Annotated in this window: 21 protein-coding genes; 9 read left to right on the forward strand and 12 right to left on the reverse strand. The window is 40.2% G+C overall.

Features of this window, described 5'->3' with window-relative positions:
- The 3 genes from VB654_RS00575 to VB654_RS00585 form a co-directional block, all read left to right on the forward strand.
- A partial coding sequence (locus tag VB654_RS00575; protein WP_323211306.1) for an FAD-linked oxidase C-terminal domain-containing protein occupies nucleotides 1-1,049 on the forward strand: 1,049 nt, incomplete at its 5' end.
- A gap of 502 nt (nucleotides 1,050-1,551) precedes the next feature.
- Nucleotides 1,552-2,409 carry an SDR family oxidoreductase gene (locus VB654_RS00580; RefSeq protein ID WP_323211308.1) on the forward strand — a complete coding sequence of 286 codons (858 nt, stop codon included), beginning with the start codon at nucleotides 1,552-1,554 and terminating at the stop codon, nucleotides 2,407-2,409.
- Between the two features lie 445 nt (nucleotides 2,410-2,854).
- Nucleotides 2,855-3,244, forward strand: coding sequence for a hypothetical protein (locus tag VB654_RS00585; protein ID WP_323211310.1), 390 nt, complete (start codon nucleotides 2,855-2,857; stop codon nucleotides 3,242-3,244).
- 81 nt (nucleotides 3,245-3,325) lie between these two features.
- Here the strand turns inward: VB654_RS00585 and VB654_RS00590 are convergent, their stop codons facing one another.
- Complete coding sequence (locus VB654_RS00590) at nucleotides 3,326-3,814, reverse strand: YraN family protein (protein ID WP_323211312.1); 489 nt, start codon at nucleotides 3,812-3,814, stop codon at nucleotides 3,326-3,328.
- Between the two features lie 15 nt (nucleotides 3,815-3,829).
- Between VB654_RS00590 and VB654_RS00595 the strand changes: the two genes are divergently transcribed.
- Both VB654_RS00595 and VB654_RS00600 read left to right on the forward strand, forming a co-directional pair.
- Nucleotides 3,830-4,339, forward strand: coding sequence for a pentapeptide repeat-containing protein (locus VB654_RS00595; protein WP_323211609.1), 510 nt, complete (start codon nucleotides 3,830-3,832; stop codon nucleotides 4,337-4,339).
- Nucleotides 4,340-4,447: 108 nt separating this feature from the next.
- Nucleotides 4,448-5,410, forward strand: a complete 963-nt coding sequence (locus VB654_RS00600; RefSeq protein ID WP_323211313.1) for a protochlorophyllide reductase — start codon at nucleotides 4,448-4,450, stop codon at nucleotides 5,408-5,410.
- Between the two features lie 212 nt (nucleotides 5,411-5,622).
- Here the strand turns inward: VB654_RS00600 and VB654_RS00605 are convergent, their stop codons facing one another.
- From VB654_RS00605 to dnaG, 3 genes are all read right to left on the reverse strand, one after another.
- Nucleotides 5,623-6,201 (reverse strand): Uma2 family endonuclease, encoded by a 579-nt coding sequence (locus VB654_RS00605; RefSeq protein ID WP_323211314.1) that lies wholly within the window; start codon nucleotides 6,199-6,201, stop codon nucleotides 5,623-5,625.
- Between the two features lie 137 nt (nucleotides 6,202-6,338).
- Complete coding sequence (locus VB654_RS00610) at nucleotides 6,339-7,451, reverse strand: PD-(D/E)XK nuclease family protein (protein ID WP_323211316.1); 1,113 nt, start codon at nucleotides 7,449-7,451, stop codon at nucleotides 6,339-6,341.
- A gap of 342 nt (nucleotides 7,452-7,793) precedes the next feature.
- Complete coding sequence (dnaG, locus tag VB654_RS00615; RefSeq protein WP_323211318.1) at nucleotides 7,794-9,797, reverse strand: DNA primase; 2,004 nt, start codon at nucleotides 9,795-9,797, stop codon at nucleotides 7,794-7,796.
- 127 nt (nucleotides 9,798-9,924) lie between these two features.
- On the opposite strand from dnaG, the gene VB654_RS00620 reads away from it, so the two are divergent.
- A complete protein-coding gene (locus VB654_RS00620; RefSeq protein WP_323211319.1) occupies nucleotides 9,925-11,283 on the forward strand; it encodes an N-acetylmuramoyl-L-alanine amidase in 1,359 nt (452 codons plus the stop codon).
- Between the two features lie 287 nt (nucleotides 11,284-11,570).
- Here the strand turns inward: VB654_RS00620 and VB654_RS00625 are convergent, their stop codons facing one another.
- From VB654_RS00625 to trxA, 3 genes are all read right to left on the reverse strand, one after another.
- Nucleotides 11,571-12,344, reverse strand: coding sequence for a hypothetical protein (locus VB654_RS00625; RefSeq protein WP_323211320.1), 774 nt, complete (start codon nucleotides 12,342-12,344; stop codon nucleotides 11,571-11,573).
- 97 nt (nucleotides 12,345-12,441) lie between these two features.
- Entirely contained in the window at nucleotides 12,442-12,849 is a 408-nt protein-coding gene (locus VB654_RS00630) for a hypothetical protein (RefSeq protein WP_323211322.1), read from the reverse strand.
- Nucleotides 12,850-12,975: 126 nt separating this feature from the next.
- The gene (gene trxA, locus VB654_RS00635) at nucleotides 12,976-13,293 is read right to left on the reverse strand and encodes a thioredoxin (protein WP_323211324.1); all 318 of its coding nucleotides are present in this window, start codon (nucleotides 13,291-13,293) and stop codon (nucleotides 12,976-12,978) included.
- Between the two features lie 312 nt (nucleotides 13,294-13,605).
- Between trxA and fabG the strand changes: the two genes are divergently transcribed.
- Nucleotides 13,606-14,352: a 3-oxoacyl-[acyl-carrier-protein] reductase gene (fabG, locus tag VB654_RS00640; protein ID WP_323211326.1), complete on the forward strand. Its 747-nt coding sequence runs from the start codon at nucleotides 13,606-13,608 to the stop codon at nucleotides 14,350-14,352.
- A 523-nt stretch (nucleotides 14,353-14,875) separates the two neighbouring features.
- Here the strand turns inward: fabG and VB654_RS00645 are convergent.
- The 4 genes from VB654_RS00645 to VB654_RS00660 all read right to left on the reverse strand — a co-directional run bounded on the left by VB654_RS00645 (nucleotide 14,876) and on the right by VB654_RS00660 (nucleotide 19,767).
- A complete protein-coding gene (locus VB654_RS00645; protein ID WP_323211327.1) occupies nucleotides 14,876-16,402 on the reverse strand; it encodes a formylglycine-generating enzyme family protein in 1,527 nt (508 codons plus the stop codon).
- A gap of 100 nt (nucleotides 16,403-16,502) precedes the next feature.
- Nucleotides 16,503-17,567, reverse strand: a complete 1,065-nt coding sequence (locus tag VB654_RS00650) for a hypothetical protein (protein ID WP_323211329.1) — start codon at nucleotides 17,565-17,567, stop codon at nucleotides 16,503-16,505.
- Between the two features lie 5 nt (nucleotides 17,568-17,572).
- Nucleotides 17,573-18,592 carry a MoxR family ATPase gene (locus tag VB654_RS00655; protein ID WP_323211331.1) on the reverse strand — a complete coding sequence of 340 codons (1,020 nt, stop codon included), beginning with the start codon at nucleotides 18,590-18,592 and terminating at the stop codon, nucleotides 17,573-17,575.
- Nucleotides 18,589-19,767 (reverse strand): hypothetical protein, encoded by a 1,179-nt coding sequence (locus tag VB654_RS00660; protein WP_323211333.1) that lies wholly within the window; start codon nucleotides 19,765-19,767, stop codon nucleotides 18,589-18,591. The genes VB654_RS00655 and VB654_RS00660 overlap by 4 nt, the downstream gene beginning before the upstream one ends.
- 147 nt (nucleotides 19,768-19,914) lie before the next feature.
- Here VB654_RS00660 and VB654_RS00665 point away from each other — a divergent pair, with 147 nt between their 5' ends.
- The gene (locus tag VB654_RS00665; protein WP_323211334.1) at nucleotides 19,915-20,145 is read left to right on the forward strand and encodes a hypothetical protein; all 231 of its coding nucleotides are present in this window, start codon (nucleotides 19,915-19,917) and stop codon (nucleotides 20,143-20,145) included.
- Nucleotides 20,146-20,347: 202 nt separating this feature from the next.
- Here VB654_RS00665 and VB654_RS00670 read toward each other — a convergent pair whose 3' ends face one another.
- On the reverse strand, nucleotides 20,348-21,430 hold the full coding sequence (locus VB654_RS00670) for an MraY family glycosyltransferase (protein ID WP_323211336.1): 1,083 nt from the start codon (nucleotides 21,428-21,430) through the stop codon (nucleotides 20,348-20,350).
- Between the two features lie 159 nt (nucleotides 21,431-21,589).
- On the opposite strand from VB654_RS00670, the gene groL reads away from it, so the two are divergent.
- A complete protein-coding gene (groL, locus tag VB654_RS00675) occupies nucleotides 21,590-23,269 on the forward strand; it encodes a chaperonin GroEL (protein ID WP_323211337.1) in 1,680 nt (559 codons plus the stop codon).
- Nucleotides 23,270-23,282 lie beyond the last annotated feature (13 nt).

Raw genomic sequence — 23,282 nt, forward strand, 5'->3', positions numbered from 1 at the left:
CTAGCCAAATTATCTGCTCAATTGGGGGTAATGTGGCGGAAAACTCTGGGGGGGTGCATTGTCTCAAATACGGTGTGACGACTAACCACGTTTTAGGCTTAAAAATTGTCACCCCTGAAGGGGAAATTCTGGATTTAGGTGGACAAGTACCAGAAATGCCTGGTTATGATTTAACGGGTGTATTTGTGGGTTCTGAAGGTACTCTGGGTATTGCTACAGAAATTACTCTGCGAATTCTCAAAAGTGCTGAGTCAATTTGTGTTTTATTAGCAGATTTTACCAGTGTAGAAGCGGCTGGGGCAAGTGTTTCTGATATCATCAGCGCCGGAATTATTCCGGGTGGTATGGAAATGATGGACAACGTTAGCATCAATGCAGTTGAGGATGTTGTAGCTACAAATTGTTATCCTCGCGATGCTACGGCGATTTTATTAGTAGAAATTGATGGTTTAGATGTGGAAGTTGAAGTAAATAAACAACGTGTGGCGGAAATTTGTAAAAAGAATGGCGCGCGTAATGTAACTTCTGCTAGTGACTTAGAAACTCGCTTAAAACTTTGGAAAGGTCGCAAGGCTGCCTTTGCTGCTGCGGGGCATTTAAGCCCTGATTATTATGTTCAGGATGGTGTAATTCCTCGCACACAATTAACTTATGTTTTGCAGGAAATTGAAGCGTTAAGTAAAAAGTTTGGTTATACAATTGCCAATGTGTTTCATGCTGGTGATGGTAATCTCCACCCTTTAATTTTATTTGATAATTCTGTCCCAGGAGCATTAGAGAAAGTTGAGGAGGTTGGTGGGGAAATTCTCAAACTTTGTGTAAAAGTAGGCGGTAGTATTTCTGGTGAACATGGCATTGGTGCAGATAAAAAATGCTATATGCCTGATATGTTTAGCCCTGCTGATTTAGAAAGTATGCAATGGGTAAGGCAAGTTTTTAATCCCAAGGGTTTGGCAAATCCTGATAAGATATTCCCCACACCCCGCACTTGTGGTGAAGCTGCAAATGCTGTCAGTATGAAACAGTTTGCCGGGGTGGAACAATTTTAACAGTTATCAGTTAAGAGATGTAATTGGTTCTGAGTCTCTAACTTAATGGGTTAGGAGTTACGTAACTGGCATATTATTTTAAGTTTGTAGTGAGGACTTTAGTCCTCTTAATAAGGGCTTCAGCCCTTACTACAAGCAAAAAATAAAAATTTTTTTGACACTTGCGTAAATTCTGTGGGTGTGATGACTCTTGACTATCAACTGTTTTAAGTGCAAAAAGCACAATTGTGTTACTTTTTGTCAGGGGCTATTGGTATTTTTATGATCTAAAATGAAGCACTTTGATATTCTGGCAAAAGATATCTTTGCTACATTTGTTATGGACTAGTGACTTTATAGTTAAGATATTATAGCATTCTTAAATCTGAGTCCTGCGGATAAGCTACGCGATCGCAAGATATGAGCATCTCGGTTCAAGTCACCAGGATTATAGGATTTTGAATTTTCCAATGTTCTCAGGGTCTGATATCAACTCTGACAGATTAATGTGCTGAGGAAAGTCATGCTTCCAGGAAATAAAAATACAATTGTCATCACAGGAGCGTCAACAGGGATTGGTGCGGCTTGTGCTTTGCTTTTAGACAAATTGGGATATTTTGTGTTTGCTGGTGTGCGTAAAGATGAGGATGCTGAAAAACTTCAAGAACAAGCATCACCAAAGCTGAAATCAATCTTTTTAGATGTGACTGACTACGAATCGATTCAAAGTGCAGTTGCAACGGTAACAAATGTAGTTGGTGATAGGGGAATTTTAGGTTTAGTAAATAACGCCGGTATTGCTGTTCCCAGTCCCTTAGAATTACTCCCAATTGCTGAATTTCAACAACAGATGAATGTTAATGTCACCGGACAATTAGCTGTTACTCAAGGATTTCTGGGTTTATTACGCCAGGGTCAGGGTAGAATTGTGAATATGGGTTCCATTAGTGGTAGAAGCGCAGCACCGTTTCTAGGAGCTTACAATGCTTCAAAATTTGCCCTGGAAGCACTAACCGATGTCATGCGTATGGAGTTGCGCCCCTGGGGAATTTCAGTTTCAATTATAGAACCAGGTGCGATCGCTACCCCAATTTGGCAAAAGTCCTTTATGCAAGTGGACACAGCCCGGAAAAACCTCCCACAATCAGCAGAAACACTTTATGGCGAAGCTATGAGTGCTGTCCGTAAAAGAGTCGGAACTATAGCATCTGGGGGAATTTCGCCGGATTCAGTAGCTGAAATTGTTGTTCAGGCGCTGACCGCAAAGCAACCAAAGACACGCTATGTGGTGGGTCGAGACGCTAAAATTGCCGTCCTACTTAGGCATCTTTTACCTGATAAGCTGTATGACCGTGTAATGTTATATTCAATGGGTTTGTGATTGAATACTCAGTTAAAAATTGGAATTTTAACTACAAAAAAGAAGTTTCATCTCTACCCCTTCCTAAAGGTTGCCGTTACATCGATTTACAATTTATAATGGATTTATAAAATGTTAAAGATATAACGCCCTTTAATGTAAATGTACTGAATATATCTTTGAGGCATTAAAAAAATCAGCGTTTACACTCTTGGTATATTTGGGCGTTTTCTTTCAAGACTCTGTAACTTTTGTCATGTCTCTTCAATAAAAGAGTGATATTTATCACTGAAGTATATTGAATATACACAGTTTCAACGTCAATTGGCATCACAGGGAAACATTAATCATGATCAAAATTGGGTAAACCTCCCCATATAAAAACGGGGGCTTTTACCCTACCGGGAACACCGATCTATTGACGAAGATAGAAATGTAGGATGGGCTTTGATCCCAAGCAGCAACTATGGAATATTTATATTACCTGGCAAATGCCAGTCTCACGCTGAGAATTGTACAACATCTGCACGCCAGACCCCAGATGCCTGTTTCTTTCGTTACCGTGATTCATCAAATTGATGGCTGGGTAGTGAGGATAAAATTCTCAGAAGAACTTTCCTCCCAAGAAGATGGTGACTTTCGCGCTTTTCTCAATGAATTAGGAATTAGCTATAAGCCACCGATGCGGGTGCAAATGGCTCTTTGGAGTTTACAGGCCGGACAAAGCCCTGTAGACGTAATGCGTCGCTATCAAGTCGCAATTGTTTCTCATGGTAGCCCAGAGAGAGGAGAAATTGAAGCATTCCGTCAACAATTTGTGCGGGGGCTGGGTTACTGTCCAGAAACATTGGCTTAATTGCGTTAACTTGGAGCGCTGCTATCAGATAATTGCTAATTTTGTGGCTAATGCAGCCAAATTGAGATTTCAAAAGACTCATCAGCTATCAATTGCACAGTCAAAAGCTCCTGGTAGATATTCTTGCAGATACAATTGGTATCTATCTGCTGATAAACTAGCTAGAGCTTCTGAAGTCAAGGTCATATCAGTCTGCTGTTTTGAGATTTGCCGACAGTAGACAATAGCAACATCAAAACGACACAAGTAATCAGCTTTTTCAGGATACTCAGCTAAAAATATTGTCGCTGTTCGCCCAATTTTTGCCTGCTTTTGTCGTGTAATAGCACTTTTACCTCCTGCATCCCAATTTCCTTGACTACGGGTTTTCACTTCCACAAATGCTACTTGGGGTAATTGGTTAGCAAAGGGCTGTTTTTCGTCAAGCTGGGCGATAATATCGATTTCTCCCCAACGGCTAGAAAAGCGCCGATGCAGAATCCTCCAGCCTGTAGAGTGTAACCATTGTGCTACGAGGTCTTCTCCTAATTCACCAATATCGGGATAATGAGAGGGAGGAGGGTTCGCCATTGGTTAAAAAATATGATGAATACTAGATTAAATAATCGAATTGGAGCCAGTATACTCAGTGTATTGCTTTGGGTAATAGTTGGCATGATTGCAATTTTTGGGTATACGCCCCCAGCTTTTGCCCTGGAATATAACAAAGAGATTTTGATAGAGGCTGATTTTTCAGGACGTGATTTAACAGACTCTAGTTTTACCAAAGCTAATCTCCGCTATAGTGACTTTAACCATGCTAATTTGCGTGGTGTCAGTTTTTTTGCGGCAAATTTAGAATCGGCAAATTTGGAAAGTGCTGATTTGTCATTTGCTACTTTAGATTCAGCACGACTGATTAAAGCTAATTTGACTAACGCGATTTTAGAAGGTGCGTTTGCTTCTAACGCTAGATTTGATGGTGCGATTATTGATGGCGCAGATTTTACTGATATTTTGCTGCGCCAGGATGAGGAAAAAAAATTGTGCCAACTTGCTAAAGGTACTAATCCCGTGACTGGAAGAGATACCAGGGATACGTTATTTTGTCCGTAGGGAACAGGGTAATTGTCTTTTCAAAAATTAAAACTTGATGGCTCTGTGATATGAGATCATTAGAGATTATCAAAGATGTCACAAGACGATTCATGCAATTTTAATAAAATGGCACAAGATCAGAAGTCAACAGTCGTAATCACGGGCGCTTCCTCTGGGGTGGGTTTGCAAGCCGCGAGAGCGCTTTCCCAAAAGGGGTGGCACGTGGTGATGGCCTGTCGGAATTTATCCAAGGCGGAAAATGCAGCCAAATCTTTAGGGATGGAGCCGGACAGCTACACAGTCATGCACATTGACTTAGGCTCTTTAGAGAGTGTTCGGCATTTTGTGAAGGATTTTAGAGCCAGTGGTAATTCCTTGGATGCTTTGGTGTGCAATGCGGCTATTTATATGCCTTTAATCAAGGAGCCATTGCGAAGCCCGGAAGGATTTGAGTTAAGTGTGGCGACAAATCACCTTGGTCATTTCCTGCTGTGTAACCTGCTTTTGGAAGATTTGAAAAATTCACCTGCTTCTGAGCCAAGGCTGGTGATTTTGGGAACTGTTACCCACAATCCCAAGGAGTTGGGAGGGAAGATTCCACCCCGTCCAGATTTGGGCGATTTGAAGGGTTTTGCCGAAGGTTTTAAAGAACCGATTGCGATGATTGACGGTAAGAAGTTTGAACCTGTCAAGGCTTACAAGGATAGTAAGGTGTGTAATGTGTTGACGATGAGGGAGCTACATCGGCGCTATCATGAGTCACACGGTATCACTTTTAGCTCTCTTTATCCTGGTTGTGTGGCGACAACTGCTTTATTTAGAAATCATTATCCGTTGTTTCAGAAGATTTTCCCACTTTTCCAAAGATATATTACCGGGGGCTTTGTGACTGAGGAAGAATCAGGCGATCGCGTGGCGGAAGTTGTCAGCGATCCTCAGTATAATCAATCTGGTGCTTATTGGAGTTGGGGAAATAGACAAAAGAAAAATGGCAAGTCTTTTCTGCAAGAGGTTTCCAATGAAGCCAGCGATGATGATAAAGCTGAACGGATGTGGGAGTTAAGCGCTAAGTTGGTGGGATTGTCTTAAGATTAAACCACAACTGAATATGCGTTTTCCAGAAACTTTGTAGGGATAATTGATCAATTGTCCCTACATTCTTTATTAAAGGTTTGTAGTGAGGACTTTAGTCCTCTTGACCTCGGCTGCACTCAGTATCAATAATTTAAGGTGCGATAGCTACGGCATAACATACTCTACGTTTAAATTATATTTCTTCATATACATGGAATTTTTATCATTTACTTTTTAGGAAATACCTGAGATAAATCTAAAACTAAATCAGGGAAAACGGACAGATTCACTGTCTCATTAGGCAAGAAAATTAACTTGCGGCGATAGCCAAATTTATCTTGTAAATCTTGATAAGGTTCACTATAGCACTCTAGATAATTATCTACTAAATTAAATATCCAATAATTAGTAATACCTGCCTTTGCATAAAGCGGTAACTTTATCTCTTGGTCATATTTTAAAGAGGAATCAGCAACCTCAATTACCAGCAATATATCAGATGGCTGAGGATGAGCCGAAAGATAATTATCATCAACATTACGTACAATGGCTATATCTGGTTCAGGTTCACTTTGTTCGGAGATGATAATTGGTTGTTGACCTCGGACTAAAGCGCTGTCTGCTACAAGCTTGATTAACTCCCTAAATAAAAGTGTTTCACAAACAGAGTGTGGTGTACCTTTAGCAACTATCTGGACTATTTCTCCTTCAATTAGTTCAACTCGGTCATTCTCTGAGAAGAAGCCGAGTTCTGCCAGACGGTGATATTCATCTATAGTGAAGTGTTTAGCAGTAGTTAGGCTCATAACAGCTAAGGCATACAGGGTTATTTTTATTTTAATATATTGGCAAGGGATGATTGCTTATTTGAGATAAATAGGTCAACATAATTAAACATAAAATTTTGACTAGGTATTACGTTTTTTAAGTTTGAGCTACTTATCTATTCTTCCTCTTTAGAAGCTTCATCCGTACTTACAACCTTCCAATGAAAATCAAAATAATGTTGAATATTTTGCAGTTCATGAATAGATTCTATAAAAAACGATTTAATAACAGATAGTTGGTCTTCTTGAGATAAAAATTCTTGTAGGCTTTTGCGATAAGAAATGCTAGACCATCCTGGAGCAATAGTTAGATTATAAGAAGTCCATTTATTAGGATATTTATTAACTACTTCCTGCATTACTTCAACAAATTTTAGACGTTCTTTAAAACCAGGAGAAACTTCTAAGCATATACCTAAATATGGATATTCAGTCAAATTTTCTGGGTTTAAATTAAAATATCCCAGACCACACCAACAATTCCAACTATCAAAACGGTTATAGATAATATATCTCTTAACCGATGTCCATTGAGTCATACTTGCTGCGCCTTTAGTGACATTGCCAAAAGCCATATTAAATTCTTTTTCTACTTCTTCGCTGAGAGTAGATTTCATAAAATTCAGAGTTTTGTTGAAATTGACCATTGTCAATAAATCAACAGATGAAAGCTGATTAGTATGAGACATTCTGTGAATCTCCATAAAGGTTAATATTTCTTTAGCCAAAGTATCCGTTTCGTACTTCTTCAAGAAGCTATAAAACTGATACCACCTCAATTGAAAAAATTTTACGTTTGGGGTTAATTGTGGGAGTAATTTTTCAATTTCTTCCTTTGGTTCGTAATCACGAGTGATGTAAATTAGAGTTCGCTGTTGAGGATATGATAAACTACTCAAAATCTCAGCATACCTTTTTAATTGTTCCCATCCTTCAGTAGAACCAATTTTCGATTCAATAAATATGATATCTGTCTGATTATCATGTTCTAATTTAATGACAATATCAGGTTTACTACCGCTATGATGATGTTTAAGTGGCTGATAGGATTCTTGAGTTAAAAGGTTAATATTTATTTCATTTTCATTATTAATAATTGATTCATGTTTGAGCCAAGCGATTAAAATATCGTGATTGATATCTAGAAAATAAGCAATAATTTCTGTGAAAAAATCTTCAAGTGGTTTATTTGCTGAATGCAAATTTAGTAAGTTGGTAAATAATGACATTTTTTAGAAAAATAATATTATCATGCAAAAGCTACACATAATCACTCAAGGGATTCTGTATATTTTTTAGTTATATTTATTTTAAAGTTGTGTAAGTTTTAACTTATAATTTAAAATTTGGCAAGAGTGCTAATACTATCAAGTCTGGTTGAATACTTACGAAACACGAAAACCTGCCAAACTTTTGCTTTATCTCCCCTCCTCGCACCCCCCTCAATCCCCCCGCAACGGGGGGAGGAAAAGGATAAACCTTTGATATGGGAGGGGTTGGGGGTGGGGTGACATGATTATGGTAATCATGACTAATTAAATGGACATGATATACCTAGTTAAATGATTAAATTAAAGCAAATCTGTAATGGAAAATTGGCGTTGGCGATCTAATTCTTGTAGTCGCATTTTTTCGTTGTAAAAAGACTGATAATATGATTGCCATTTTTCTGGTTCGGCTTCGGGATCGGTTTGTTCCCAAAGTTCTAAGAAGTACCGATAGCGCTTTTCTATTAATACTCTCTCCATACAAGCAACAGTAGCTTGAACTACTTGGGGTGTCCGCAATATTTCTTTCTGACTTTTCTCGTTCAAATGAAATAAATGGGAAATTGATTCGATTTCTGCTGATAATTCTAAATATCTATCTTGTAAACTAGATATAATTTCTACCTCTTCTCCTGTGGATTCTAAAATTTTCTGCCACAATAATCGATGGTGAGAAAAGCTAAATTCTAAATCTCTTTCTTCTAAGGTGTTGAAAATAGTTTGACGCTGTTCGGGACAGTGCAGATAAATTCGTAATAGTAAACCTTCGGCTAATTCTAAAAGACTTTTATCCCCTGGGATTGGTGACTGAAGAGATTTGCGACTATCCCATTTTTTCTTCCCAGATAGAGGTTTATTTCTTATCGCCGTAGTTGGTGCAATTTGAGTTAAGAGATTTTCTGCTCGTAGTGGTATCTGGCTGGCATCTCTTAAACTTAATATTTCAGCACAGTGGAAAACATAATAATCACGTGTATCTTTATTCTCAATTTTTTTAAGTATTTTTACAAATTCTTGAGAAACTGCTTGAAAATCTGTAGCCTGTCTCAAGTCGCGGTTCTTCATGATTTGCTGGATTTGCCAATCTATCCAAAGTGGAGCGCTATCAAGGAGTTCTTTACGCTCAGTCGCAGACAGCTCATCTATATTCCTATATCTATATTTACGTAGTGCTGATATCCGAGCTATTGTAGTTGCTAGAACCTTATAGTCGGATGAGCCATGAGTTTTCAGAAACTCATCAGCATCTTTGCCATCAGGTACATTCAGAATCTTCAGTTGCACTTCGCCTTTGTATGCTAGTTCGGCAATTTCCCCAATGGCGCGTTCTGCTGCATTTATCCCGGCTTTGTCAGCATCAAAGTTGAGTATCAATTCTTTCGATTCGGTGTAGCGTAGAATTAACCGGACTTGTTCAATGCTTAAAGCTGTACCTAGAGAAGCCACAGCGTTATTAATACCCGCAGCATGGAGGGCGATCGCATCAAAATATCCTTCTACTACTACAGCTTGATCTAGTTGAGAAATACCGTCTTTGGCGTGATCCAGGGCGAATAAAGTTTTTCCCTTACTAAAAAGCTCGGTTTCTGGTGAATTTAAATACTTTGGTTGTTCTTCAGATAAAGTTCTCCCACCAAAAGCAATTACCCGCCCTTGGATATCGCGAATGGGAATCATTAGGCGATCGCGGAAAACATCATAATACCCACTTCCCTCCTTCCTGGGCTTAATTAACCCGGCTTTTTCCACCAATTGCACTGGGTAATGCTTATCTTCTACCAGATAGCGATGTAGAGTTTCCCAACCTGCGGGTGCATAACCTAAGCCAAACTGCTGAATAGTTTCTTCCTTTAATTGGCGTTCCGATTGCAAATACTGATATGCTTTTTGTCCTTGGCTTTGTCTGAGGGCGTGTTGATAAAATTGTCCAGTAGAAGCCAAAACCTCATATAACTGTTCGCGCAGAGAAATTTGACGCTGTAACTCTTGACGTTGTTCTGGTGCGAGGGTTTGCACAGGTACTTGATAACGTCGAGCTAAATCTAACACCACCTCTGCAAAAGATTGTTTTCCCACATCCATTAAAAACTTAATGGCATTTCCCCCGGCTTGACAGCCAAAGCAAAAGTACATTTGCTTAGATTGACTGACTGTAAAACTGGGGGTTTTTTCATCATGGAAAGGACACAAACCCACAAAATCCTTACCACGCTTGCGTAAAACTACGTGGTCTGAAACGACATCAACAATATCAGCACGTTGTTTAATTTCCTCAATTGTGTCTGGGTGCAAGCGGGGAATTTGCATTTTAGTCCATTGCTTGGTAGTGATAACTGCTGTGAGTTAACCAACTGATAGATATTATATTGTTGTTGCTAAGTCAACAATCCTGTATAAAATTGCTTCAGCTTAATTTTTCGAGGAAACACCGAGGATGGGACGTATTTTTATTTCGGCAGCTCACGGAGGCAGAGAAGCAAGAGGCATCGATCCAGGCTCCATAGCAGGTGGCACAAGCGAAGCCAGAGAAATGATTTTGCTGCGGGATTTGATTGTAACAGAATTGCGGGCGAGAAGTTTTGATGTTTTAGCAGTTCCTGATGACCTCAGCGCCGCCCAAACTATTGCTTGGATTAATTCTCGTGGTCGTCGGGTAGATGTCGCCATAGAAATTCATGCAGATACTGCTAGCAGTCCCTCTGTGCGCGGTGCGGGTGTCTACTACATCGCCAATAACCAGGAACGTAAAACTAATGGCGAATTGGTCTTAATGGGGCTTTTGCGCCGTGTGACTCAGTTACCAAATCGGGGAGTTAGGCCAGATACAGATAGCGGGTTGGGGAGTTTGGCATTTTGTCGCCAAATCACTATTCCTTCTTTGTTAATGCAAGTAGGCTTTCTGAGTAGTCCCGAAGATCGGGCTTTGTTGCAAAATCGTCGCCGTGACTTTGCTTTGGGAATTGCCGATGGTCTAGCATCCTGGAGTCGGGTAATTGACCCTAGTACAGCACCTGTAACTCCTGTTGAACCAAATTATCCACCAATTAATATTGATATTAATGGGCAAAAATACGCCGAGCAAGGAATATTAGTTAATGGTAATTCCTACATTCCTATTGATTTAGTAGATCAGCTACGAATTGATTTATCTAGATCCCCTACTGTTAACCGGATTAGTTATCGGAGAATTGTTTATATTAAAGCAGTCGATTTGAGAGATTTTAATGTAGCTATTGGTTGGGATGCTGCAACTCGTACAGTTAGTTTACGCTCAAATTTATTAGTGTGCGCTGATCAACTTGACCGGGTTATGTCACGGGGAAATACTTCAGAAATAGAATTACAATTATTCCTGAGAAATAATAATGAAAATGGTTTGCTGACTTTCCCTGACATCCCTAAATTGTATCGAGAAGAAGGTAATGCCGAGGGTGTTAACTATGATATTGCTTTCTGTCAAATGTGTTTAGAAACAGGATTTTTACGTTTTGGCAGCGATGTTAGACCTGAGCAAAATAATTTTGCTGGTTTAGGTTCTATTGGTGGTGGTGCGGAAGTTGCGTCTTTTTCTAGTGCCAGAATTGGTGTGAGAGCGCATATTCAACATTTAAAAGCTTACGCTAGTTTAGAACCTTTGGTCAATGCAGTTGTAGATCCAAGATTTCGCTTTATTACCCGTGGAATTGCGCCATCAATTTATCAGCTTTCTGGGCGCTGGTCAGTAGATTTGGACTATGGTATAAAAATATTAGCAATGATGAAACGATTGTATGAATCGGCAAGACTTTTGTAATTCGTAGTTCGTAGTTCGTAGTTCGTAGTTCGGAGGAGCTTCGGCAACGTAGTTTTTAATGGGCTAAATTAAGGTGACGGAGGATCTGTTTAAATGTTGAATAATCCAATCTCGGACTACGTGGTAAACTTCGTTGGCTACTTCGTCTAGTCCAGGATTGGCATGAGGATAATTTTGACTTTTGACTTTTGACTTCCGCCCTGCGGCTTGCGTTTGAGATAATCTACCGAGTCCTAAGAATTTTCCTAGTTATTTTTGAATTTTGAATTTTGAATTTTGAATGCGGATCATGCTGTTTTGAAAAAACGGATGATTTCCCGGACATGATCGAGAAATTGTCCATCGGTGGAAAGTTGAGCGATCGCGCTTCTGGCTTCTCTGGCTAGACGTTCATGTTCTACTTGATTTGTGGCGCGTAATTCTTCTAAAGTAGCAGTTATTCTGGCTAAACCTGTGCGCGTTTCGTTCGTGAAGCGTTTTTGATTTGCGGGTAATGAATTATCTAGTTGGGGATTAAGTTGTTCTTCTAAGCGTTTAACTGTCTCCTCTAATTGATAAAAGCGATTGCGGAGTTCCATCACGTCCTCACGGGGATATTGAAATTCTTGGCGAATCATCCTTAGCCGTGCATATAAATATTCGTAGGCGCGGATAGCTGGACGTAGAATGGTTAATAATAAAGCCGCACCAGAACTGATATATCCCACAGCGCTGATCCCAGTAGCGGCAAGAGTATAAAGACCAACTGCTGAAATTAAGTGTAAACCAATGGCTATCCAGAGCGATCGCTTGGCTAAAACTTTGACATAATTAACTTGCTTTTCGTCTACAGGAATTTCTTTTTCCCTAGATTGTGCTGCTTCTGCTAAAACTTCCTTAGCTTGAAAATGTACACTCCAAGGTACAGTTACAATCACTAATAACCACCAAAAACTTGCACCACCAATTACCCAATCAAGGAAGTTACCCGCAGGTATTTGAAACCATTGCAATCCGCCAAAACCCAGCAGAACTGCCAGAATAATTACCACAATAGAATTGATAAAAAAACTGAAATTCATTTTGCTTCATCCCTGCTAAAATTATCACCTCAATCATGGCTACGCATTAGAGTTTCTACGGTAAAGCTTATGATAGTTTTTTTAGCTGCACATCACATCAGAGAATTAAATAGCTACGCCAAGTTTGTTGAGTGTCTTTGCTATCCCGTTCAGGAAGTAGCAAGCGCCAGGTTTTACCTTCTTGCTGAATTTGGAGGTAAACTTCAAAGGGTTGTTGCAGTCGTCTCAACTGTCTTTTGGGGAGATTAAAAATTAAATCGTAGGTTCCCCGCACCCGGAAAGCTGGTAAATTTTGAATAGTCAGGGGTTGTTCCTGCCGAATTTTTAAGCGTTTAATTTCAAAACTTTGGAAATCTAGATCCAGTTTTTGGTTAAGTTGCTGCTGAGTTTGCTCAACTTGGAATGCGATCGCTTTTTGGACTAACTTGGTAGTTGGTAGCAGTCCAATACTTCCACAAGCAGTCAATAACGCCAGCAAAATCACCGTCACAAAAAGCCGTACCATGTTTTTTGATATACTTCCGCCAGCGATATTATATAGCAAAGTGCTGAGTGCTGAGTGGGTAGAGACGGATTTAAGCAGTGAGTCTGTGGTTCGTCGAAATCCTGATTAAACCCGCCCTACATCCGCTTAAATGAAATTTTTCAGATGTTGTACCAATTGTTCTGCTTGCATCACACCCTCAATTTTTTCCACTGGCTGACCCTGCTTAAATAATACCAATGTAGGTAAAGCATTAATTTCATACTGAGTGGCTAAGGCAGAATACTTTTCAGTATCAATTTTGACAATCCGCAAACTATTTTGTAATTGGGCGTTAACTTTTTCTAAAATTGGCACCATCATCTGACAAGGACCACACCAATCAGCATAGAAATCTACCAACACAGGGACATCAGAACTAGATAACATCTCTTCAAAACTGTTGAATTGTTTTTTTGTAGCCATGTGACACACACCAAATGTTTATTGATTGCTTTTAATGGTAATGTGTCCCTCAAAGAATCGCTGTAACATCATTTTGTTTTTATTGTTGCTAAATTTCCCACTATTTCCCAAGGTAGATATTTGATATACGGCTGGGTTTACGCAAGATTTCAATGAACCACAGACTCACTACTTAAACCCACCCCTACCCACTCAGAACTCAGAACTTTCCCCACTCAGAACTCAGAACTCAGCACTCAGCACTTTGCTATATAGGCACAAATCACCATAAGATAATTAGCGCGGTTATTGAAAAAGCAACAGGAATAATTTATGGAACTTTTACAGGGGCAAGTCGCTATTGTTACAGGTGCTTCAAGAGGAATAGGAAGAGCGATCGCATTAGAATTAGCCAAACAAGGAGCGACTATAATAGTTAATTATGCCAGTTCTAGCGGCGCTGCTGACAATGTAGTGGCAGAAATTAGTGCAGATGGAGGACAAGCGATCGCATTACAAGCAGACGTATCCCAAGCCGAGGAAGTAGATACACTAATTAGCACCGTCATGGACAAATTCAAGCGCATTGATATCTTCGTCAATAACGCCGGAATTACCCGTGACACCTTACTATTACGCATGAAACCAGAAGATTGGCAAGCCGTAATAGACCTTAATTTGACTGGTGTATTTTTATGTACAAGAGCAGTCAGTAAAATCATGCTCAAACAACGTTCGGGAAGGATTATAAATATTGCCTCCGTCGCCGGACAAATGGGAAATCCTGGTCAAGCCAACTACAGCGCCGCCAAAGCCGGAGTCATCGGCTTTACTAAAACCGTCGCCAAAGAACTAGCCTCTCGTGGAATCACAGTTAACGCCGTCGCCCCTGGTTTCATCGCCACAGACATGACCAGTAACCTCAGCAACACCGAAGATATTTTGAAATATATCCCCCTTGGTCGCTACGGTCAACCAGAAGAAATAGCCGGCATGGTGCGCTTCCTAGCAGCCGACCCCGCCGCCGCCTACATTACCGGACAAGTCTTTAACGTTGATGGCGGCATGGTCATGGCATAATCAGTTATCAGTTAACAGTGAACAGTTATCAGGATTTTTCTGTGACAATTTCAGAATTTAGCCCACGCAGGTGGGCTTTGTCTGTGTAGCCGCGAATTCCATTCGCCAGGGCTTATTATCAGTTAACAGTGTAGCCGCGAATTCCATTCGCCAGGGCTTGATATCTAACTCTTGATCTCCCCTCTCCTTCACAAGGAGAGGGGCTGGGGGTGAGGTTTCCATATTCGATTCAACCCGCATTTCTCAAAGAGTTGAGCAACTGTTCGGTTCACACCAACCAAGCTACCCAACTCAGTTTTATATTCAGATACCGTTGAATAATTGGTAAATCTGGCATTCTCTCAAAAATCTCTATCTCACAACCCACATTATTCACTGAATGAGACCACTTGACAAGACTTACCTATTTATGGATAATACAATATAGTTGTCGTACTGAATTTTAAAAAAATATCGACCGCCTTCGGCGGGGGTTAGGGAAAAAGAAAAAGTTTAGAGTGTTAGAGGGCAAGAGTGTAAAGAATTAAGTCCTCTCGGCTGAAACTACAACCCGAAAACCTATGTCGCTACTTCCATCGCCCCGGACGTATAGTTCACTATAATCAGAACGGCAAATCCAGGCATAGTCATTCCAGGAACCACCGCGCAAAGGCCAGCTTTGATGATCAGTCTCGATATTGTCTTGCCACAAAAAATCGCACCATTCATTTACATTACCGTGCATATCATACAGCCCAAAAGCGTTAGCTAATTTAAAGCTGCCAACTGGGGTGGTCTTTTCACGATATTCTCCCTTGGGCGCAGAAGCATAAGTATAGTTGCCGTTAAAATTTGCTAAGTCTGGTGTAATTGTCTCACCAAAGTGGAATGGTGTTGTCGTACCTGCTCGGCAAGCATACTCCCACTCAGCTTCAATAGGAAGACTATAGGTTTTGCCTGTGGCCTTGCTTAGTCTAGAACAAAACTCCTCCGCGTCATACCAATCTATTGTTTCTACTGGCAAATCATCTCCTTTAAAGCGCGATGGGTCTGGCTCAAGTGAATGCGATACTTGTTCAAAATTAGCCACAACTCGCCATTGTGCCTGAGTTACAGGGTATTTCCCCATAAAGAAAGCAGGAACCGTCACCTGATGTTGAGGGCGTTCATCATCCGCACTTGTTGCCTCACCTTCAGGAGCGCCCATAGTAAATGTACCCCCAGGGATAGCCACCATATCCAGAGTCACACCATCCCCCAGCTTTTCCACAAAATATTGAGCTTTACCCAGTTCCCGTTTAACTTCCTCACCTTTAGCATTCACAGTCACCACATCAAAGGTAAAATCCTCTAATTCCCCACCTTTCCCATCTGAAGGAATATCAAACTTTACCCCTTGAATCTCCAACTGACTACCATATTCTTGACGCAAGTTAGCAAACTCTTCCTCTGCTGTTTCCTCATCACCGCGTGCTTTTGCATCTAAACCACGAGATAAAATTAACAAAGGTTCAAAACCAGCTTTCAACAGTGGATCAGTATCAGCATAGCCCTCTATAATCGAAGAAAACTTGAGCAAATTTCCAGGCTGTTGCTTTAATGCTTTTTGCAACTCCTCAGCAATATCCTTAACCGCTTCTTCAGGTTTAATATAAGCCAAAGCAGTCCAATGTGGAGTTGCGCCCAAATCTTCATCAGCATAATCATTAGACTTTAATTGTTGGCGAATATAAGCCACCATAAAATCAGATAATTTACACAATAGTTTTTCATATAATTTTTCGTCACCTAGACGGCTTTTTAAATAAACAAGTAACTCATTACGTACCTCAGTATCTAGTTCATAAAGTTGATAACCTACAGTTTCACAGAGAAACAGTAAAATATCTGCAACAGCGATAAAAGGAGCATCAGGTGCAAAGTTTTCGCGTAAACAATATAAAAGTTCTGGTGTCAACGCTAAAGGAAAAGCCCCATAACAAGCTAAATCTAAATGCGCCTCACTAAAGCGATTTGCAAAATATTCCAGCCGCTTATGTTTAAATTTATCCTGTTTTTGAGACTTAATCATAAACCTTATAAATATTCAAAAGTTTGTAGTGAGGACTTTAGTCCTCTCCATGTAACTTACCCGCACAAAAAAGGGCTAAAGCCCTTACTACGAACTTATTTTACCCTTTACCTGAACGAATAGCAGCCTTCAAACCAGAAGAATTGAGTTCAAACATCTGCACAAATTGCAGAATCTCCTCAGCAGTAGTATATTCCCAACGTTCCTCCGGTGTAGGATTAAGCCAAGCAATATGACGGACACAACGGGCAAATTTTTTAATAAACTCCTCCGTAAATTCAATTCTACTAGGACTTACGCCCCCACGAGCCGCCCCGCCATCACTAACAATTAACACCACAGTCCGCTTACTATGCAATTTAGGTAATAAATCATCAATAGATTTTACTTGCGAACCCTGGGGATATAAATATAAATGATTTCCCGGACAGTTAAGAAAATAATAAACTTCAGCTTTACCCAAACGCCCGCCTTGTAAATTATCCACCAACCTCTGAGACAGCAAATTAAAAGGAATCATCGAATTAGAAACATCAATCAATAAAAGTAATTCCGCCCGATTAATCCTTTGAGGAATCATTACTGGTTCCAAAAAAATTCCCTCTTGACCAACTTTTTGAATAGTCGCGGCTATATCTATTTCAGTTAACGCACCCTCGCGCACAGGACAACGAAAATAACGCCAACTTTGCTGAATTTGTCGTTTCGTTACCGGAAAGTCATTTGCACTTAATTTATAGACCTCATTTTCGATAAATGGGTTTTTACGAAGCAGCTTTCCTTTAATAGCAATGGGAATTTGAGGAATAGGTTTAACGGCAATTTCTGGCTTTTTTGGCAGTTCTGGTTTAGTAATCGGTGGTTTTTCCGTTTTTATATTATCCGTTGAAGTAGAGGCTGGTTTTTCTTTTCCAGCTTTTCTTTCCCTATCATATTTTTGAAAATATCCATCAAAACATTGCTCAAACTGTTCTCTTTGCGGTGAAGACTTTGATTTCACCCACAACAAACGACAGATTTGTTTTAAATCTTCACGACTAGCAACACCAAATCCTCCTTTCAAAGCAGTTAATAGCAAATAATATTGGTCAATAGTCAGAGGTAAACCAGCTTCCTCTCGCATGACCATAAATAAATCAAATAAAGGGGGGGTTTGCTGAGTCATTGCGATTACTTCTTATAATAATCTTGGTCATCTTTAGTTTTCAGCAATGTTCCCAACAAAGGAAGATTATCGCCCAAGTTCTTAATAATAGCCAAAGCTTTTTTGATGATATCATCAGGTGAAATTTCTTCTGTGGTCAATTCGGCATTTATTTCCTTCGCGGCGTAATGCTTCAGCGAACTTATCAAATCAAGTAATTCACTGGTACTAGCTTTTTTACCATCTCTTCTACTCGCTCCTGTCTCGCGCAATCCAATAAATTTCTCAACTGCGGCTGTGACTAATTCCATATCCAGAGAATCATCAAAATGAGCATTAACAATATCAATTAACCTGTCTTTTTCAGGAAAATCTAAATAATAAAAGATACACCTCCGCAAAAAAGCATCAGGTAATTCTTTTTCGCTATTGCTAGTAATAATCACAATTGGCTGTTGTTTTGTTGGAATTTCCGTTTGTGTTTCTGTAATTGTGAATGTCCCTTCATCAAGTTCACGCAATAAATCATTAGGAAAATCGATATCAGCCTTATCGATTTCATCTATTAAGATAATAGGGCGATATGTTTCTTCTCGAAAAGCATTACCCAAAGCACCCCATGTAATATAAGCTTCAGGGTTTTCACACCGCTTCGATATTTTGGCTTTTTCTGCTTGATTAGAAACCGTCGCTACTAATTGAGCATCACGTAAACGTCCAATAGCATCATAAATATATAAACCTTCTTTAGCCTGTGTAGTAGATTTAATATACCAAGGAAAATAAGGATATTCTTTATCTTTAATTTTAAAAGTTTCTTTAAATTCTCTAGCAATAGCACGAGCTAAAAGTGTTTTACCACAACCCGGTTCACCTTGCAAAAGTAAAGGACGCTGGAGATAAAGAGCGAGGTTAACAGCTTTTACTAAATTTTCATCCGGTAAATAAGGATACTGTTTTTGTCCTCTGATATTGGCGTTGGAGTCTGGTAAAGACTGGTTTTCCAGCTTTTTACCTGTATATTTATAGTCTAGTGGTTTGTTCATAGTGCTAGTGTGGTTTCAATATCATGCCAGTTTAAATCACAACATTCACAAATTTTCGTGAAAACTGCTATGGGTGTAGTATGATTTTCCACTATTTGTGCCATTACATCTCTGTTAAATGTTGAATCATTCCAAAGTTGCGAGAATAGTTGATAATTACATTGGATACCAGCCCAACTTTCTACATCCTGTGGGTTGAAATGTTCTATCTGTTCTAATTTTAGGGGTTTGTAAGATTCATTATTATCTGGTTTTTCTAACAAATACTTTTTTACTTTTGCTTGAGAATTTGCATTATCAACTAAAAACAAAACCAATCTATTATTTTTTGACTCTGATAAATCAGCTATTACCATATCAACCAAAGGTTTCCAAAACTTATTAATAAATTCTTCTAAATAATTATCAACAATATGTTCTATATAGAGAACTAAAATTACTGGGCGGGTTTGCCAATGTTTGTACAGTTCATCTACAAGAGTCTGTGGGGCGGAATCTTGAGTATTGAGCAATGTCTGTAATTTTCGCCAAATGTTCTCAATATTTGCGTCACGACGCTGAATTTCCAATTTATGCTGCCAAACATCTGTTGTATATAAAGGTAGATGTTGGTATCTGAGCAAATTAACTAACCATTGTTGCCCGTAATTTTTTTTGCCGTGTATTAAAAAAGTTGCGGCTGGTTTTAACGGCTCAATTGCATCATCAAATAAGTCTTTTTGCTGTTTATAGTTTAATTTTTCTAAAGCGTTTTTAAGCTTTTCAATAGTAGGCTTATCATCCCTATTTTGGATATCTCGTTTTTTTGTTCCATTTGATGGTTCTTGCTTTGGAGGATTGTCATAGTCACTTTCCTCTAAATCAATGCCGAGAAAACTAAATAAAATATCAAGAAATTTACGAGTTACTGCTTTTTTAGGTTTATCTAATATTTTACAAAGTGTGTCATAGCTTATTTGTTCTGTACCTATTTCTTTATGCAGTGCTGATTTATTGACTCCATTCTCATACTTTTCCTTCAGTTTTTGATCTAATTTGTCTCTACCATCTTGGTTTAATATACATTGCTTGCCACTCTTCCCATTCTCAGACTCTGACACAGCCAAAATGCCAACTCCAAATAAAAATGCCGATGATCCGCAAATCTTGCCAAATCCTTCGTGTATTATATACATGAGGCTGAAAAGCTTGCAATAACTGCGTTAACAATATATAAGTAGAAATTATTTAAAATTGCCGATCATCGGCACTGATGATCCGCAGTGTACAAAGATTCTGGCTTCATAGTAGTAACAAGTTCAACCACTACTATGGAGTCCAACATGGCAAACAAAAAAGCTCGCAAATCTGACAAAACCACAAATGCTGTCAAGACTTGGCAGCAGCACCTTCAACCAGTGACAATGGTGTTTATGGGGTTACTACTCTCTGCTACTGTAGGCCTAGAAGCTAGTGATATGCTTCCACAGGGAACAACCATGTCACTGGGTCAGCCAGTTATTGCCATTCTTGAAGTGAGTAAAAAAATTTCCCAAGAGGATGATAATTCTTAAATCAGCTACGAAGACAAAGATCCCCGACTTCTTCAAGAAGTCGGGGATCTGAAGCGCCATGAAAAAATTAAGCTATTCTTCTCAATAATTTCAATATTTTCACCACAAAATTGAGTAGGGGCAAAAAAAATTTTCCCCTACATTGTGGTTTAGTTAAGTAAAATTGCTATCACTAACAGTGTTTAAACAGACATAAAATAACTCAAGATGGTTGGCTATCTTTGCGCCAGACAGTAAAACCCAACAAGAAAATGATACTAATGGCGGTAAAAATTATCACCTCCCAACTCATGTTTTTTATTCTCATTGCCAGCAAATTAAAAATTAGAGTAATTGACCACAGAGTTAACGCTGCATGGGGCTGGGAGAATCCCAAGGCCAATAAACGGTGGTGTAGATGGTCTTTACCTGGGGTACTGAGAGGGTTTTTTCCTGCTAATAACCTGCGGATAAAAACTTGTGTAGTATCCATAACTGGTAACAGCAGAAATAACACTGTCGGGCCAAGGGCAAAAATTGTGCTTTCTTGCAGATTACCTAAAATACTGGTTGCAGCCAGTACATAACCAAAAAAGTATGCGCCTGCATCACCCATGATAATTTTTGAAGGGTGGAAATTATGACGCAAAAAGCCCAAGGCTCCACCTCCTAAAGCTGCAAGCACTAAAATAGCTGCTGCCCGATTAGGAAATTGGGCTGCCACCCCTAATAAACTCATAGCGGTGATAAAACTGACACCTCCGGCTAATCCATCCATCCCATCCATCAAATTGATCGCGTTAGTGATCCCCACTACCCAAAGTACCGTCACCGCCATAGAAAGCAGCGAATCAATGGGCGTGTTGAAACCAACCTCGATACTAATGCCGTTCGCATACAACAACAGTGCGGTGACAATCTGCGCCCACAAACGCACAGAGGGCGGTAAACCGAACTGATCATCAATAAAACCCACCAGCACTAGGATGGAACCTCCTAGTAAAATAGTTAGCACTTGAGCCAAGACGTTTTGCAGGGCAATAGGTCGTAACAGGCTAGCCAGTACCATTGCGGCAATTACTCCCGCATAAATAGCTAAACCCCCGGCATTGGGCAAAGGCTGCTGGTTGAGTCGGCGAGCGTTTGGTTGGTCAGCCCAACCTACTCGTAGGGCAAACTGGCGGACTGTGGGAATTAATCGCCACGTCACTAGCCAAGCCAAACAAAATGTAAAAACTACTGCCAACCAGCCGGAGCCGCGAGGGTCGGCAATGCCGAGGGATTCAAGAAATTTGTATGGATTCATCCCCCAATTCAAGCATTACTGCCAGTATCCTATATGAGTATCAACTGTTATATTAATCAATTTTTTTTATTTGCATTTATAATCTGAGCTACTTGGGTAATTAGCACTCTGCTCTTGTGAGTGCTAAATTGTTTAATGGAACCGCTAGAGAAATTAAACATGGCAAAAATTATTTCCTTTGATGAAGATTCACGGCGATCGCTAGAACGGGGAGTCAATGCCCTGGCTGATGCGGTGAAAATTACCTTGGGGCCAAGAGGTCGCAACGTCCTTTTAGAAAAGAAATTTGGCGCACCTCAAATCGTTAACGATGGGATTACTGTCGCCCAAGAGGTTGAATTAGAAGACCCTTTAGAAAACACTGGTGCAAGACTAATCCAAGAAGTGGCATCCAGAACTAAGGATATCGCTGGTGATGGTACTACTACAGCCACTGTTTTAGCACAGGCGCTGATTAGAGAAGGTTTGAAGAACGTTGCAGCTGGTACTAACCCCATCAGCTTGAAGCGCGGAATTGACAAAACTATTGAAGCCCTGGTAAAAGAAATTGCCACCGTTGCCAAGCCAGTAGAAGGCAGTGCGATCGCTCAAGTTGCCACTGTTTCGGCTGGTAATGATGAAGAAGTCGGCGCAATGATTGCCGAAGCGATGGAAAAAGTCACCAAAGACGGTGTAATCACTGTAGAAGAATCCAAATCTCTAACCACAGAACTAGAAGTAGTGGAAGGGATGCAGATTGACAGGGGTTATATTTCTCCCTACTTCATCACCAATAACGACAGGCAAATCGTAGAATTTGAAAACGCTCGTATCCTGATTACCGACAAAAAAATCAGCAGCATTCAAGATTTAGTTCCAGTCTTGGAAAAAGTTGCCCGTCTGGGTCAACCTTTGTTGATTATTGCCGAAGATGTAGAAGGAGACGCTTTAGCAACTTTAGTAGTCAACAAAGCACGGGGTGTGCTGACTGTAGCTGCAATTAAAGCACCAGGATTTGGCGATCGCCGCAAAGCGTTGTTACAAGACATTGCTATCCTCACCGATGGACAGATGATTTCTGAAGAAATCGGTTTAAGTCTAGACACCGCCACTGTGGAAATGTTGGGAATAGCCCGCAAAATCACCATTGACAAAGAAAGCACCACCATTGTTGCTGCTGGTGAAACTAAACCAGAAGTACAAACCCGAATTGCTCAAATTCGTCAGCAATTGGCAGAAACTGATTCAGACTACGACAAAGAAAAACTTCAAGAACGCATTGCCAAGTTAGCTGGCGGTGTCGCAGTCATTAAAGTTGGTGCGGCCACAGAAACCGAACTCAAAGACCGCAAACTGCGGATTGAAGACGCACTCAACGCCACTAAAGCTGCTGTAGAAGAAGGCATAGTTCCTGGTGGTGGCACAACCCTGATTAACTTGATTACAAAAATAGACGCAATCAAAGCCAACCTCAGCGAAGAAGAAAAAATTGGCGCAGATATTGTCAAACGAGCATTAGAAGCTCCCTTGCGTCAAATAGCAGATAACGCTGGTGACGAAGGTTCTGTAATTGTTTCTCAAGTTAAAGACAGTGCTTTCAATATCGGTTACAACGCCGCTACTGGAGAATTTGAAGATTTAATTGCAGCTGGCATCATTGATCCTGCCAAGGTAGTACGTTCAGCCTTGCAAAATGCCGGTTCTATCGCTGGTATGGTGATTACCACCGAAGCCATCGTGGTCGAAAAACCAGAGCCAAAATCCGCAGCTCCAGCCCCTGACATGGGCGGCATGGGTGGCATGGGCGGCATGGGCGGCATGGGTGGCATGGGTGGCATGGGCGGCATGGGTATGTTCTAATCTCTGTTGCTTC

This window comes from Nodularia sp. UHCC 0506 (assembly GCF_034931045.1).
Lineage (GTDB): Bacteria > Cyanobacteriota > Cyanobacteriia > Cyanobacteriales > Nostocaceae > Nodularia.

What these genes read in the sequence shown, in the direction of transcription:
- VB654_RS00610 (WP_323211316.1), bottom strand. Translation starts at nt 7,451, where the DNA reads ATGTCATTATTTACCAACTTACTAAATTTGCATTCAGCAAATAAACCA.
- groL (WP_323211337.1), top strand. Translation starts at nt 21,590, where the DNA reads ATGGCAAAAATTATTTCCTTTGATGAAGATTCACGGCGATCGCTAGAA.
- fabG (WP_323211326.1), top strand. Translation starts at nt 13,606, where the DNA reads ATGGAACTTTTACAGGGGCAAGTCGCTATTGTTACAGGTGCTTCAAGA.
- trxA (WP_323211324.1), bottom strand. Translation starts at nt 13,293, where the DNA reads ATGGCTACAAAAAAACAATTCAACAGTTTTGAAGAGATGTTATCTAGT.
- VB654_RS00630 (WP_323211322.1), bottom strand. Translation starts at nt 12,849, where the DNA reads ATGGTACGGCTTTTTGTGACGGTGATTTTGCTGGCGTTATTGACTGCT.
- VB654_RS00600 (WP_323211313.1), top strand. Translation starts at nt 4,448, where the DNA reads ATGGCACAAGATCAGAAGTCAACAGTCGTAATCACGGGCGCTTCCTCT.
- VB654_RS00585 (WP_323211310.1), top strand. Translation starts at nt 2,855, where the DNA reads ATGGAATATTTATATTACCTGGCAAATGCCAGTCTCACGCTGAGAATT.
- VB654_RS00605 (WP_323211314.1), bottom strand. Translation starts at nt 6,201, where the DNA reads ATGAGCCTAACTACTGCTAAACACTTCACTATAGATGAATATCACCGT.
- VB654_RS00580 (WP_323211308.1), top strand. Translation starts at nt 1,552, where the DNA reads ATGCTTCCAGGAAATAAAAATACAATTGTCATCACAGGAGCGTCAACA.
- VB654_RS00655 (WP_323211331.1), bottom strand. Translation starts at nt 18,592, where the DNA reads ATGAACAAACCACTAGACTATAAATATACAGGTAAAAAGCTGGAAAAC.
- VB654_RS00660 (WP_323211333.1), bottom strand. Translation starts at nt 19,767, where the DNA reads ATGTATATAATACACGAAGGATTTGGCAAGATTTGCGGATCATCGGCA.
- dnaG (WP_323211318.1), bottom strand. Translation starts at nt 9,797, where the DNA reads ATGCAAATTCCCCGCTTGCACCCAGACACAATTGAGGAAATTAAACAA.
- VB654_RS00595 (WP_323211609.1), top strand. Translation starts at nt 3,830, where the DNA reads ATGAATACTAGATTAAATAATCGAATTGGAGCCAGTATACTCAGTGTA.
- VB654_RS00665 (WP_323211334.1), top strand. Translation starts at nt 19,915, where the DNA reads ATGGCAAACAAAAAAGCTCGCAAATCTGACAAAACCACAAATGCTGTC.
- VB654_RS00625 (WP_323211320.1), bottom strand. Translation starts at nt 12,344, where the DNA reads ATGAATTTCAGTTTTTTTATCAATTCTATTGTGGTAATTATTCTGGCA.
- VB654_RS00650 (WP_323211329.1), bottom strand. Translation starts at nt 17,567, where the DNA reads ATGACTCAGCAAACCCCCCCTTTATTTGATTTATTTATGGTCATGCGA.
- VB654_RS00670 (WP_323211336.1), bottom strand. Translation starts at nt 21,430, where the DNA reads ATGAATCCATACAAATTTCTTGAATCCCTCGGCATTGCCGACCCTCGC.
- VB654_RS00620 (WP_323211319.1), top strand. Translation starts at nt 9,925, where the DNA reads ATGGGACGTATTTTTATTTCGGCAGCTCACGGAGGCAGAGAAGCAAGA.
- VB654_RS00590 (WP_323211312.1), bottom strand. Translation starts at nt 3,814, where the DNA reads ATGGCGAACCCTCCTCCCTCTCATTATCCCGATATTGGTGAATTAGGA.
- VB654_RS00645 (WP_323211327.1), bottom strand. Translation starts at nt 16,402, where the DNA reads ATGATTAAGTCTCAAAAACAGGATAAATTTAAACATAAGCGGCTGGAA.